The organism is Tenacibaculum halocynthiae (genome assembly GCF_964512825.1).
GTDB lineage: Bacteria > Bacteroidota > Bacteroidia > Flavobacteriales > Flavobacteriaceae > Polaribacter > Polaribacter halocynthiae.
This window is the reverse complement of sequence record NZ_CAZELG010000009.1, coordinates 123,002-137,212: the sequence shown is the minus strand read 5'-3', so window position 1 is coordinate 137,212 and position 14,211 is coordinate 123,002. Positions and strand designations below refer to the sequence as shown.

The 14,211-nt window shown below is 28.9% G+C and carries 13 protein-coding genes; 4 read left to right on the top strand and 9 right to left on the bottom strand.

Annotated features, from left to right (window positions below; all coding sequences use genetic code 11):
- Both ACKTTQ_RS01270 and ACKTTQ_RS01265 read left to right on the top strand, forming a co-directional pair.
- Entirely contained in the window at positions 1-1,359 is a 1,359-nt protein-coding gene (locus tag ACKTTQ_RS01270) for an HlyD family secretion protein (RefSeq protein WP_093868942.1), read from the top strand.
- Complete coding sequence (locus ACKTTQ_RS01265) at positions 1,359-2,753, top strand: TolC family protein (RefSeq protein ID WP_093868943.1); 1,395 nt, start codon at positions 1,359-1,361, stop codon at positions 2,751-2,753. Before ACKTTQ_RS01270 ends, ACKTTQ_RS01265 begins: the two co-directional genes overlap by 1 nt.
- A 350-nt stretch (positions 2,754-3,103) precedes the next feature.
- On the opposite strand, the gene ACKTTQ_RS01260 is transcribed toward ACKTTQ_RS01265, so the two are convergent.
- The 7 genes from ACKTTQ_RS01260 to ACKTTQ_RS01230 are packed head-to-tail and all read right to left on the bottom strand — an operon-like array spanning position 3,104 to position 7,365.
- Positions 3,104-3,388, bottom strand: coding sequence for a hypothetical protein (locus ACKTTQ_RS01260; RefSeq protein ID WP_093868944.1), 285 nt, complete (start codon positions 3,386-3,388; stop codon positions 3,104-3,106).
- Between the two features lies 1 nt (position 3,389).
- Complete coding sequence (locus tag ACKTTQ_RS01255) at positions 3,390-3,665, bottom strand: ATP-dependent Clp protease adaptor ClpS (RefSeq protein ID WP_093868945.1); 276 nt, start codon at positions 3,663-3,665, stop codon at positions 3,390-3,392.
- Between the two features lie 6 nt (positions 3,666-3,671).
- Entirely contained in the window at positions 3,672-4,505 is an 834-nt protein-coding gene (gene prmA, locus ACKTTQ_RS01250) for a 50S ribosomal protein L11 methyltransferase (protein ID WP_093868946.1), read from the bottom strand.
- The gene (tpiA, locus tag ACKTTQ_RS01245; RefSeq protein WP_093868947.1) at positions 4,505-5,263 is read right to left on the bottom strand and encodes a triose-phosphate isomerase; all 759 of its coding nucleotides are present in this window, start codon (positions 5,261-5,263) and stop codon (positions 4,505-4,507) included. Before tpiA ends, prmA begins: the two co-directional genes overlap by 1 nt.
- A 59-nt stretch (positions 5,264-5,322) precedes the next feature.
- Positions 5,323-5,808, bottom strand: coding sequence for a TlpA family protein disulfide reductase (locus ACKTTQ_RS01240; RefSeq protein WP_093868948.1), 486 nt, complete (start codon positions 5,806-5,808; stop codon positions 5,323-5,325).
- A complete protein-coding gene (locus ACKTTQ_RS01235) occupies positions 5,805-6,287 on the bottom strand; it encodes a TlpA family protein disulfide reductase (protein WP_093868949.1) in 483 nt (160 codons plus the stop codon). The genes ACKTTQ_RS01240 and ACKTTQ_RS01235 overlap by 4 nt, the downstream gene beginning before the upstream one ends.
- 1 nt (position 6,288) lies before the next feature.
- Positions 6,289-7,365 (bottom strand): ABC transporter permease, encoded by a 1,077-nt coding sequence (locus ACKTTQ_RS01230; protein WP_093868950.1) that lies wholly within the window; start codon positions 7,363-7,365, stop codon positions 6,289-6,291.
- Positions 7,366-7,428: 63 nt separating this feature from the next.
- Between ACKTTQ_RS01230 and pyrF the strand changes: the two genes are divergently transcribed.
- Complete coding sequence (gene pyrF, locus ACKTTQ_RS01225) at positions 7,429-8,256, top strand: orotidine-5'-phosphate decarboxylase (RefSeq protein WP_408048215.1); 828 nt, start codon at positions 7,429-7,431, stop codon at positions 8,254-8,256.
- Between the two features lie 173 nt (positions 8,257-8,429).
- On the opposite strand, the gene ACKTTQ_RS01220 is transcribed toward pyrF, so the two are convergent.
- Positions 8,430-9,854: a RagB/SusD family nutrient uptake outer membrane protein gene (locus ACKTTQ_RS01220; RefSeq protein WP_408048214.1), complete on the bottom strand. Its 1,425-nt coding sequence runs from the start codon at positions 9,852-9,854 to the stop codon at positions 8,430-8,432.
- Positions 9,855-9,864: 10 nt separating this feature from the next.
- Positions 9,865-13,002 (bottom strand): SusC/RagA family TonB-linked outer membrane protein, encoded by a 3,138-nt coding sequence (locus tag ACKTTQ_RS01215; RefSeq protein ID WP_408048213.1) that lies wholly within the window; start codon positions 13,000-13,002, stop codon positions 9,865-9,867.
- 415 nt (positions 13,003-13,417) lie between these two features.
- Here ACKTTQ_RS01215 and ACKTTQ_RS01210 point away from each other — a divergent pair, with 415 nt between their 5' ends.
- Positions 13,418-14,200: a LytR/AlgR family response regulator transcription factor gene (locus ACKTTQ_RS01210; RefSeq protein WP_408048212.1), complete on the top strand. Its 783-nt coding sequence runs from the start codon at positions 13,418-13,420 to the stop codon at positions 14,198-14,200.
- Positions 14,201-14,211 lie beyond the last annotated feature (11 nt).

Sequence of the window (14,211 nt, the reverse complement as noted above, 5' to 3'; positions counted from 1 at the left end):
ATGTTAAATATCTCTAACAATAAAATATCAAAATATATTGATATTACCACCTTTAAGTCTGGTAAAGAAATTTTCACTAAACAATATCATAAACGATTTAAAAAATTCTTACTTTTCTTTACCTTCATCTTAATTGTAATTTTATTTTTACCATGGACTCAGAACATAACTAGCAAAGGAAGTGTTACTACCCTTAAACCTAATCATCGTCCGCAAACTTTACAATCACAAATTCCTGGGCGAATTGAAGAATGGTTTATACAGGAAGGAGACTATGTAAAAAAAGGAGATACTATTCTTCGAATATCAGAAATAAAAAGCAATTATTTTGATGCAAAATTATCTGAAAGAACCGGTAATCAATTAAACGCAAAAGCTTCTTCTGTAATTGCCTACCAAAATAAAACTCAAGCTTACAAAAATCAAATTATTGCATTAAAACAAGAACGAAAGCTAAAACTTGCGCAAGCACAAAACAAACTTATGCAAGCGTATTTAAAAGTAAAAAGTGATAGTATTGATTTAGAAGCTGTGAAAATAAAAACAACTATTGCTAAAACTCAATATAAAAGAACAGTTACACTTCAAAAAGAAGGTTTAAAAGCTACTAAAGATGTTGAAGAGAAAAGAGCAAAACTTCAGGAAGCTAATGCAAAATTGATTTCTCAAAAAAACAAATTATTAACTACTGAAAATAATGTTATAAATGCCAAGCTTACTATATCTACACTTAAAGCAACCTACAATGATAAATTAGCAAAAGCACAAAGTAATGTGTTTACTGCTCAATCGAGTGCCTTTAATAGTGAAGCGCAGGTTTCAAAATTAGAGTCTAGTTTAGCTAACTATAAAAAACGTGAAAGTTTACTTTTTGTTACTGCTCCTCAAGATGGATATATCAACAAAGCCATTATTTCAGGTATTGGAGAAACCTTTAAAGAAGGTGAAAAACTAGTTAGTATAATGCCTGCTAATTATGATTTAGCAGTTGAGATGTATGTTAAACCTATAGATTTACCTTTAATACATATAGGTGAAAAAGTACGTGTTCAATTTGACGGTTGGCCAGCAATCATTTTTAGTGGATGGCCTAATGTATCCTACGGTACCTATGGTGCAAAAGTTATAGCAATCGAAAATTATATTAGTAGCAATGGAAAATACCGAGTACTACTAACACAAGATAAAGAGTATGAACCATGGCCAAAAGCTGTTAGAATAGGCTCAGGAGCAAGATCAATTGCCTTATTAGAAAATGTACCTATATGGTATGAACTATGGAGGCAAATTAACAGTTTCCCTCCTAACTTTTATCAGCCTAAAAACAAGAAACAAGCAGAAACTAAAAATAAAAAATAATGAAAAAAATTTTAATCATTTTAATTTTTTGTTGCAATACTTTTAGTTTTTCTCAAGAAGCAAAGAACTCACTTTCATTAGAAGAATATTTAGGATATGTAAAAAAATACCATCCTTTATTAAAGCAAGCTAAATTAACAACAAGCAATGGGGAAGCTAAATTACTCAAGGCTAGAGGTGCTTTTGATCCTAAAATAGAAGTTGATTATACTCGTAAAAACTTTAAAAACACAGAATATTATAACAAACTGAATACAACATTCAAAATACCAACATGGTATGGTATAGAATTTAAAGCCAATTATGAAAACAATGATGGATACTATTTAAATCCAGAATTTAAAACCCCTGAAAAAGGATTATATTCAGCTGGGGTTTCAGTATCTCTTGCTAAAGGATTATTAATTAACCAAAGAATGGCTTTCTTAAAACAAGCCAAGCTTTACAGAAAACAATCAATAGAAAAACAAAAACTATTAGTAAACGAAATATTATATAACGCTATAAACTCTTATTTTAAATGGTTAAAAAACTACCAAACACAATTGGTTTACAATAACTATCTAACAAATGCAAAAACTAGACTAGATAATGTTAGAAAAAGTTTCATCGCAGGAGATAAACCTGCAGTTGATACACTAGAGGCTAACATCAATTTAAAAAACAGACTATTAGACCTTGAGAAATCTAAAATAAGTCATACTAAATCTAAGTTAGAGCTTTCCAATTATTTGTGGTTAAATAATGATTTACCACTAGAATTAAGTGACTTAATAACTCCTGATCTTAATACTATAAATAATATTGATTTGGTACTTGGAAATTCAATTATAAAAGCCGCTAGTTTTAACACTAATAATCATCCTAAATTAAAAGCTTTACAATTAAAAAAAGAAGGGTTTAAAGTATCAAGAAAACTTAAACTAAACAATCTTCTTCCGAAAATAGATCTTCAATATAATTTTTTAACTACTGATTATCAAAATGTAAATACACTTTCAACATCTAACTACAAAGGAGGGTTAAATGTTAGTTTACCTCTATTTCTAAGAAAAGAACGTGCTGATTTAAAATTAGCCAACTTAAAATTGAAAGAAATAGACTTTGATATTTCATCAACAAAAGTAGCTATAGACAATAAAATAAAAAGTAACACAGAACAAATTAACTCATATAAAGAACAAAATAGAATATTAAATGATCTAGCTAAAGACTACAAACAGCTTTTAAAAAGTGAAGAACGAAAATTTTATTTAGGTGAAGGATCTATGTTCCTTGTTAACTACAGAGAAGTTAAATCGATAGAAAATGAATTAAAGTTAATTAAAAATCAGTTTAGTTATTTTAAATCAAAATCTACCCTATTAAAAACACTCAATTCATTTAGTTTATAAAATAAAAAAGACCTTAAATTCTCATTCAAGGCCTTTTCGTCTAACCAAACTTAGTATAAAAAACTAACTACTACTATCTTTAAAATTATATTTATCTTTTTTAAAAACCTCTCCTTTCAGCATGTTGTCATTTCAGACCATATACAAGGGGAATCTTACTCAGAGAGACTTGGGGTTTATAACAATTATAAACTTAGGGAAAACAAACTATTATAAATGAAATGTTTAATGAACTTATTTAAAACTTAAAACGTTATTTCGTTTCTTGTTACACTATTATGACACTTCTTTTTTCGATAGGTCACATAAAAACAAAAAAAATCTCAAAAAAAATTATTTTTTTGAGATTTTTAGTATAAATATTTTCTTAACACTACTCGATGTTCAGGTATGGACTTATCATAATCCTCAACCAAAATCTCTAGTATTTCCGGGGGTTTAACGCCTATTTCTTTTTTTGAAGAATATTTTGAAACATACAAATCATAGGTCACTTTTTCTTCTGAAATATTTTTTTTAAAAATTAAAAAATGTTGCGAATTTAATTCCGAGTAACAAATTTCTTCTCCTAAAAAAGTATCTGATTTATCAACATAAAAATCAGAGAACTCATAATACTTAAAAACATTTTCCATATTAAAGTATTTCAGCAGAAAGTCCTAACTGTAAAAGTTTTGAACATTTAGATTCTAAATCTTTGTATTCGCCAGTTTTAACTGCACATTTTCCTTTATAATGTACTAAAACAGTACATTGTTCAGCTTGTTCTGGTGTATGCTCGCATACACTAACTAAACTATCTATAACAAAGTCAAATGTATTTACATCATCATTATATAAAATAATTTCATGCTTTCTAGTTTCCTCTGTTAAAACATCTAACTCTTCTTGAATTTTCTCAATAGTACTCATCTGTTTTTATTTTTGATATCGTAATGACACCCAATTATTTCTTTGTATAGTTTTATCTAGAGATAATTTATATTTTGATACTTCTTCATCAATGATAGAAATATCTTCTTGATAAAATCCGCTTAACAACAAAACACCATTTTCATTAAGACATTTTGTATATGTTTCCATATCATTTAGCAAAATATTTCTATTAATATTTGCAATGATAACATCATACTGCTTATTTTCTAATAGCGATGAATTTCCTTCATAAACACTAATATGATTACAGTTATTCCTCTGAACATTTTCAATAGAATTTTCATAACACCAAGCATCAATATCAATAGCATCTATTGGTGTTGCCCCTTTCATTTCAGCAAAAATAGCTAAAATTCCTGTACCACATCCCATATCTAATACTTTCTTACCTTCTAAGTCTAATGCTAACAAGTGTTGTACCATCATATGAGTTGTTTCATGATGACCTGTTCCAAAGCTCATTTTTGGTTCTATTACTATATCAAATTTTAAATTTGGGTTTTCATGAAAAGGAGCTCTTATACTCACTTTATCTTCAACTTGTATAGGATTAAAATTCTTCTCCCATTCTGCATTCCAATTCGTTTGCTCTACCTCTCGTTTAGTGTAGGTAATTTTAAATTCTGTAGAACTTAAAATGAAGATATCGTTTAAAATATCTTCACTCCAATCTTGTTTTTGAATATATGCAGTGACTCCTTCATTGCTTTCTACAAAACTTTCAAACCCTACAGTTCCTAACTCAGCTATTAAAATTTCAGTAGCTGGTTCATTAGGAACAACTATAAAATTATACTCTATATAAATACTATCCATTAAATTGCTTCAATTATTGCTAAAAAATCTTCTGATTTTAATGATGCTCCACCAATTAATCCTCCATCTACATCTTCTTTTGAAAAAATCTCTTTAGCATTCGCTGGTTTTACACTTCCTCCATATAATATAGAAATACTATTTGCTGTTTTTTCATCATACTTTTTAGCTAATACTTCTCTAATAAAGGCATGCATTTCTTGAGCTTGCTCAGGTGATGCAGTCTCTCCTGTTCCAATTGCCCAAACTGGCTCATAAGCTAATATAACTTTTGAAAAATCTTCTTTCAATAAATGAAACAATCCTTCACTTAGTTGGTTTTCTACTACTTCAAAATGCTTTTCAGTTTTTCTATCTTCTAATAACTCACCAAAACAAAAAATTACTTCTAAATTATTAGCTAATGCTGTGTTAACTTTTTTTGCTAACAATTCATTAGTTTCATTAAAATACATTCTTCTTTCAGAGTGACCTAAAATAACTACATTAACTCCAACGTCTGTTAACATATCTGCAGCAACCTCTCCTGTATAAGCTCCACTTTTAGCTTCATGCATATTTTGTGCAGCTACTTCAATATTAGATTTTTTAGTTCTTTTTACAGTGCTATTAAGATTTATAAAACTTGGAGCGACAATTACCCTCTTATTTTCAAAATTATTATTTTTCAATCCCTTTCTTATCCCTTTAACAAGCTCTTTAGCTTCTTTAAGGTTTTTGTTCATTTTCCAGTTACCTGCTACGATGTTTTTTCTCAATGTGTTGTTATTTTTAAATTGTGTAGTTAAGAAGGTTTAAGCTTGAGTGCAAAAATACATCATTTTTTTAAGCTTTTTTCAATTAGTTCATCAGTAGATTTTGTAGCATTAAAAACTATTATTTTTTTATTTTTATCTACTACTAAATATCTAGGTATCCAACTTAAATGCAAAAACTCTCCAAAAGGGCCTTCCCATCCAGATTTCATATAATATTGTTCTCCCTTAAGTTGTAGGTTTTCTATTCCTAGTTTCCAATTAGTAATTGATTTATCTAATGATAAATTAATATAAACAATATCAGGATATTTACTTTTTAACTCTATAATACCTGGTAAACTTCTTATGCAATCACCACACCAAGAAGCCCATATATTTAAAACTATTTTCTTTTCAATATGTTTATCTAAAATTTCTTGAAATGTAATTTCATCTCCTTTTAATGTAATAAAAACATCATTTAATGCAGCTTCAGAAAATTCAGACTCATTTTTTACGATACAACTACTTAACAGGATAAGGAAAATTATTGTAAACCTTTTCATTTGTTTAATTTACTTTCTATTTTAGATACTTTAGACGTATTAAACACTTTAAGCTTACCGTTTTTATCTATCAATAAAAATCTTGGAATTGTTTTTAACTTTAAAAATTTAGCTATTTCTCCTTTTCCCTTTTTAGGTATATAATAGTGACTTCCTTTTACTTTTAAAGTTTCTAACCCTCTTTTCCAATCATGGTAAGAATGATCTACTGATAAAAAGACATAATTTATCTTTTTATTATTTTGCTGAAGTTCCACTACATCTTTAAAACTATCTTGACTAAAAGGACAATAACTAGCGTATACCTGTATAATAGTTTCTCTTTTTAAGCCATTCTTCAATATCTCTTTTAGAGTAATAGACTCCCTATTAATAGTTATCAATTTTTCTTCTAAAGGCTTTACAGATATTTTTTTAGGCTGAAAAACTGCACAACTACCAAACAAAAGTGTTACTAAAACTATTACAACAATTCTCATACTATTCTAATTTAACACGTGGATCTAACCAACTATATAAAATATCTACTAAAATATTAATAAAAATAAACAAGCTTGCTATTACTAATACACTCCCCATTATTACAGGTAAATCTAAAGTGTTCAATGAATTTACTATTTCTTTGCCTAATCCATTCCAATTAAAAATATATTCAACAAAAACAGCTCCTGCAAGCATGGATGCAAACCAACCCGAAATTGCTGTTATCACAGGATTTAATGAGTTTTTAAGTGCATGTTTTCTAATCACTTGGAACGTAGTTAACCCTTTAGCCTTTGCGGTTCTTATATAATCTTGATTTAAGGTTTCTAATAATGAATTCCTCATTAATTGAATTATTACAGCTAGTGGACGAATTCCTAAAACTAAAGCCGGTAACACTAAATTTTTCCACTGAATGTATATGTTTTCGCCAAAATCATCTACAACGTACAAGCTTCCAGTCATTTGAAGATTCGTATATTTATGCAAAACAAACCCAAACAACCATGCAAAAACTATTGCTGAAAAAAATGATGGCACACTCATACCAAAGGTACTAACAACAGCTATTAGCCTGTCAAACAATGTGTCTTTATAAATAGCTGATAACACTCCTAAAAATATACCTAAAAACATGGCTATTGTTATTGCAAATATTGCTAATACAGCAGTATTAGGTAATGTTTCTTTTATTACTTCTGAAACATTTTTACCATTCTTTTGAAATGATTGACGTAAATATGGATATTTTAAAACTATAGTTACTTTTCCTATTGATATTAATTTTTGATATTTATACTTTTTTTCTAACAAATATGTATAATCGTCTTTGTTATCACTATGAAAAGATAATGGTGAAACATCATTCAAATAATATAAATACTGGGTAAAAACTGGTTTATCAAAGCCATATTTTTTTCTAATATTTTGTAATTGTTCTGAATTCTCTCTCTGATCTAACATCATTCTAGCGGGATCTCCTGGTAAAATATTAAATAAAAAGAAAATGACAGTAACCACCCCAAAAAGTGTTAGGAAACCATAAAAAATTTTGTTTATAATATATCGGAACATTGATAACAAAGATAATAGAAACTCATAAAAATGTTTACTTTTGCCTAACTTTTATAACAACTCATGACAACACAACAACTTGTATCTGAAATTAAAAAGAAAAAATCTTTTCTATGTATTGGTTTAGATGTAGATCTTAACAAAATACCTCAACATTTATTAAAAGAGGAAGATCCTATTTTTGCTTTTAATAAAGCAATAATTGATGCTACTCATCATTTATGTGTTGCTTATAAACCAAATACTGCTTTTTATGAAGCATATGGACTGAAAGGGTGGAGAGCTCTTGAAAAAACAATTAATTACATTAACGAAAAACACCCTGAAATTTTTACAATAGCTGATGCAAAACGTGGTGATATTGGTAATACTTCAACAATGTATGCTAAAGCTTTCTTTGATGATTTAGCTTTTGATAGTGTTACTGTTGCGCCATACATGGGAAAAGATTCTGTTGAACCTTTTTTAGCTTTTGAAAACAAACATACTATTTTATTAGCCTTAACATCTAATCAAGGTGCCTTTGACTTTCAAACTAAAGAAGTTGATGGAAAGGAACTTTATAAACAAGTTTTAGAAACTTCAAAAAACTGGACCAACTCTCATAACTTAATGTATGTAGTTGGTGCTACAAAAACTGAATTCTTATCTGAAATTCGTACTATCATTCCTAAAAGTTTTTTATTAGTTCCTGGTGTTGGTGCACAAGGTGGTAACTTAGAAGATGTTTGTGAGCACGGAATGAATGAAAATATCGGTTTACTAATTAATTCTTCACGTGGAATTATTTATGCAAGTAATGATACTAATTTTGCAAAGTCTGCTGCTGAGAAAGCTAAAGAGCTTCAAAAAAGTATGGAAATTATATTAAACAAAAAAAGTCAAGGTTAATGACTCCTTGACTTTATAGATTAATTCAAATAATGATACCAATGAAAACAAAGTTGGTATAACTATGGCAAAAATAAGGGGATTAATTCCTTAGTTTACTGTCTTTGATGTGAACTCACTGGTTTTTGAATTAAGAGAATAAAAAGGCTGTTTAAAAACAGCCTTTTCAAAATTTAGTTTTGATCAGCTTGTGATATTTTTGGATTTTTATCGATCTCATCTTGAGGAATCTTAAAAGTCCATCTTGCATTTCCTGCTGGAAATTCAACTTCCCATCTGTAAGCATCTCCTTTTCTAGAAATCCCTTTGTTTCTTCTTTTTAAGTCAAACCAAGAAACACCAAGTTCTCCATATAATTCTTTTCTTCTTTCTATTAAAATCTCATTAACTAATGCATCTTTAGTAGTAGCTGTTGATAAAGTAGCAACTGCATCTCTAGCTTTCACTAATTCTAATAAAACTTGTTTAGCTCCATTTAAATCTCCAGCTTCTGCTTTTGCTTCAGCTTCAATTAAATACATTTCTGAAGCTCTCATGAATACTAAATCACCAGATCTATCAGTTAAATCTCTAAACTTCTCAGTTGTAAATAATTTAGTTTGATTAGTTGTAGCTTGCTTTTTGATTAAAGATTTTCTAACATCAGTATCACTTGTAAATAAAGCTTGAAAATCTTTACTTACATATATTTGATTGTACCCAGGACTTGTATGGTCAATAAAAGAATAAAATCTAGCAAAACCACTTTGTTGATCTGCATTAAATGGTAAAGCCCACATCCATTCATTATTGCTTATTGTATTAAATCCTGCTTTATATGTAGCTTGATCCATTAAAGCATATGGTGCCTTTGCTTTAGCAGCATATTCAGCAGCCTTAGTCCAATTACCAATTTCTAAATAAACTCTTGCTAAAACACCTTCAGCAGCAGATTTATTAAATCTATATTTAGAAAGAGAGTTATTCATATTAGGAATTGCTTCTTCTAACAACTTAATAATTCTGTCATAAGTTTCTTTAATAGTACCTCTCCCTGAAGGCTCTATTCCAGAGCTTAATGTAGCTGTATATAATGGAATTCCAGGTTTATCTTCTCCTAATAAATAAGATCCCGAGAAATACCGTACCAAATTATAATAACTATACGCTTCCACAGCTTTTAACTCACCAATATATGCTTTCTTTTTAGCGTCAGGCAAAGTCGATTTATTAATTCCCTCAATATGAGTTCTTGCTATATTAGCCGTTGAATAAAAAATCTCCCAAGCCCAGTTAGTTCTTCTACCATTTGAATTTTCCGTTACATCCCATCTATGTTCAAAAATGTACCAGTTAAAATCTGGAACTGTTAAATCTGTTCCCATAACCTCAGCCCCTAAATAATAAGCTTTTGCTCCCCAAGTATCATGTCTTGATCTAAAATCCCTTAAATTGGCAAAAAGGCCTGTTAAAGCTGCATCAACGCCAGTTTCTGAAGTATATACTACTAAATCTGTAACAGACCCTGTTGGTTTTGGCTCATCTAGGAACTCATCACTACAAGATGCAAAACCTATGAATAAAGCTCCTATTAATGTATATTTAAATATATTTTTCATTGTAAAATTTTTATAGTGAAATATTAACTCCTAAAGACAATGTTTTTAATACGGTAGATCTATTATTAGTAATACCGTTAAAACTTTGTTCTGGATCATCTAAGTTACTCTCTCTTTTCCATGTCCAATAGTTATCAGCAGAAAGGTAAACCCTTAACCTTCTGATATTTAACTTTTCTAACATTTCTTGATCAAGATTATAACCTATAGAAATATTCTTTAAACGAATAAAATCTCCTCTTTGCAACCATCTAGTTGATCTAGAATTGAAGTTATCACTTGCAGTAGTTAATTTAGGTACATCTGTAATATCTCCATCTTTTTGCCAAGCATTTAAAACATTACCACTTAATTGTTCTCCTAAGTTCCTAGCTTTCATTAAAGAAGCATAATCTGTATTATATATATAGTTTCCAAATTTGTAGTTAAAGTTTAATGATAGATCAATTCCTTTATACTCAAATTTAGTACCTAATCTACCTTCAAAATCAGGCAATGCAGACTTCCCTGTGAAATATCTAGTTGCCTCATCGTATTTAGATGTTTTCTCTCTTCCAGTAACTTTTCCAGAAGCATCTATTACATCTTTATACCATTCAGGTGCACCTGTTTTAGTGTTTACTCCAGCCCATTCTCTCATATAGAATTCATAACGATCTCTTCCTGCTTCCCAACGAAAAGAACCATTATTTTCACTTTGTTTAAGATCTTCAATTTTATTTTTATTTGTAGAAATTGTAAAAGAACTTGTCCATTTGAAGTCATCGTTTTTAATATTAATAGAATTAACATTAAATTCAAAACCTTTGTTACTCATTTCACCAAAGTTTTTCCATTGCGCTAAATCTCTAGGATTACCATTACCATCTAGACCAGTACCACCTGAACCTGAAGAAGAAAATAGTACCTCTTGATACAAAAGGTCAGTTACCCTATTATCATAATATTCTATACTACCATAAATCCTACTATTAAATAAAGCAAAATCTAAACCTATATTCAATTTATTATGAGTCTCCCATTTTAAATCTTTATTACCTAAAGCCGTAGGCGCTAAACCTGGGTTTGTTAAGACATTAAAGCCCAATCCATACTCATTAATATATGTAAATTGCTGATTAATATTTTGATTCCCTACTGTACCATAACTACCTCTTAACTTTAAAGAACTAACTGTTTCACTTCCTCTAAAAAATTCATCATAAATACTCCAACCAGCAGCTACAGACCAAAAAGTACCCCAACGATTATCTTTATAAAAAATTGAAGATGCATCTCTACGAACACCTGTTCCAAAATAATATTTTTCATTAAAATTATAGTCTAACCTTCCAAAGAAACTATATAGTCTGTTTTTGTTAGTTATTGAACCTACTGTAGTTGGTGTAGCACCATTATCTAACTCTGTTAAATCATCAAAAATATATCCTGTTGCTGTCGCATTTACTCTATTGAATGTCCTATCATACATTTCTTGACCTAATATAGCAGTTACACTATGCTTTTCATTAAAAGTTTGATTAAAAGATAATGTATTAATAATGTTCCAAGTTTTAGTAGTATTTCTACTTTTACTACTAGATCTATTATTAACTTGATCTTGAGGAGTCCCTACAAAATGATTATTAAATGTATTCTCTTCATACAAATAGTTTGTATAATTTAATTGAGATTTAAAGTTTAAATTATCAGAAAACTTAAAATTAACATATGGTGAAAAATTAAATGTATTTCTCTCAAATAAATTTGTACTTCCGTAAGTTTCAGCTAATGGGTTATAATTACCAAAAAAACCTCTGTTCTCAGCAAAGTCATATTGCTTTTCGCCATTTGCTCCTAAAATAAAAGTTCCATCTCCATTTCTTTTATATAATGGATAAATAGAAGAAATAGATCTTGCATATTGAATATTATTTGCAAATAAAGATCCACTTTGAGTAGGAACATTAGATTCACTTATTGTTACAAAAGCATTTGCTCCAACACTTAACCAAGACTTTACATCTGAAGAAAGATTAATTCTTCCATTATATCTTCTAAAAGTAGAATTTAAACTAAAACCATCACTATCTAAAAATGCTCCAGAAATAAAGTATTTAGTTTTTTCAGAACCTCCTCTTAATACTAAAGACACATCTTGTCTTGTTGCATTTTGAGTTAAGATATCGTAATAATTAGTATTGTAAAGCAATCTTGCATTACTTTTGATATTTCCATCTGTACCTACTGGTTGGCTAACACTATATGGATTTGCTTTTAAATCACTTATCAAATTTGTAGTTGCAAAATTACTTGCAACTGCTGGTGTATCACCTGCATCTAACCTTGCATTTCTAATAGATTGCCAAGAGGTAGTTAAAATTTGCTCAGAATTTAAATAACTATAATCATTCGTTGCTTTGTCAGAAAAACCATAACTAGTGCTAACTTCAATAATACCTTCTCCATTAGTATCAGCTCCAGATTTTGTTTTAATGATAATAACTCCGTTTGCTCCTCTATTACCATATAAAGAAACCGCATCAGCATCCTTTAAAACTGAATATGACTCTACATCATTAAAGTTAATTGAATTTAAGTTCCCAGCAAACTGAGCTCCATCAACAATAATTAATGGATCAACATTACCTTGTAAAGAACCTACACCTCTAATTCTAATTGTTGGACTCGCCCCCGGTTGCCCTGATGTATTAACTAATGATAATCCTGAAGTTCCCTGTAAAGCTTCAGTTACAGTAGTAACTTTTAAGTCACCTACTTCCTTTGCAGTAACTACACTTACAGCTCCAATAATATCTTTCTTTCTTTTAGCAGCATATGCTACAGACACAACAACTTCATCAAGAACGTTTGCATCTTCAGTCATCTTCACATTAATGATAGATGATTGACCAACTACTTTTTCTACGTTTTCGTACCCCAAAAACATATATACAAGAGTATCTCCTGTATTTGCTTTGACAGTATAATTACCATCGATATCAGTTTCTGTTCCTTTAACAGTACCTTTAATTACAACACTTACCCCCGGTAATTGTCCTGCTTCATCACTAACAGTTCCTGTTATTGTTCTTTGCTGCGCACTTACGCTAACAATAAAACAAAAAAACGCTAGAAATGTTAAAGCCTTTTTGAAACTTTGCTTCATAAATTATTAAATTTTTATTAATTAACATTTATAAAAGTACAGGCAATACCGTATCAATAATCTTTATTTGAAGCAAACAGATAGTAATTTGATGTAAAAAAACCTTTTTTAGATGTAAATGAAAAAACTCATAAATCACAATGAAATGTTAATAATGTTAAAGTTTAAAATTACTTTCAAAGTACTGTCATTACTATGAATATTCTTTATTAGTTTTGTTAAAAAAACAGCTTAAAATTCAAGTTCTCCCTGTATATTATGTTTACACAAAATAAAAATATTGAGTTTTATTAGGTTTCAAAAAAAGACCATAAAAACCAATGATTCTTCCTTCTAAAAAGTTTTTATTTTTTAACAAAAAGCGTTTAGGGTTAATTATTATCGATTTGTTATAATTATATAAAAAAATATGTAAATGGAAATTTCTGCCTTAATAGTTGACGATGAAAATCTTGCAAGAATTAGAATAAAAAAATTAATAGAACAACATGGTTTATTAAACGTGATCGGAGATTGCTCTAACGGAAAAAACGCAATCGAAAAAATAAACAGTCTTAATCCTGATGTCGTTTTTCTTGACATTAAAATTAAGGACATGACAGGTTTTGATATTATTGAAAAAATAAACCTTCCTAAAAAACCTATTTTTATTTTCGTTACAGCCTATAATGAATTCGCTTTAAAAGCCTTTGACTATTTTGCTTTTGATTATTTATTAAAACCTTTTAAAGAAGATAGATTTATAACTACCATAAATAAAATAGTAGAACAAAAACAAAAAGAAGAAATTTCTGGTTTTCAACATAGTTTAGAAAACATCCTTGACATTGTTAAAGAAAAACAAATCATTGACCAACATACAAATAACAAAAAAATAAGTATTAAATCTGGTAATAAAATTTCATTTATAGAAATCGATTCTATTAAATACATTTCAGCTTCTGGTTACTATGTAGAAATTTTCACCATGGATAATAAAAAGTATTTACTACGTGAATCATTATCTAGTATAATTAATAGATTAAATTCTAATAGTTTTATGCGAATTCACAGGTCTACAATTATAAACTCTAATTTTATAAACGAAATTATCACATCTAATTATGGTGAAACTGATGTAAAAATTAATGATAACAAAACTTTTAGAGTTAGTAAAGGATATAAAAAGGAGTTTCAAGAAATGATGGGAGTTAAATGAAAAAAAGTAGG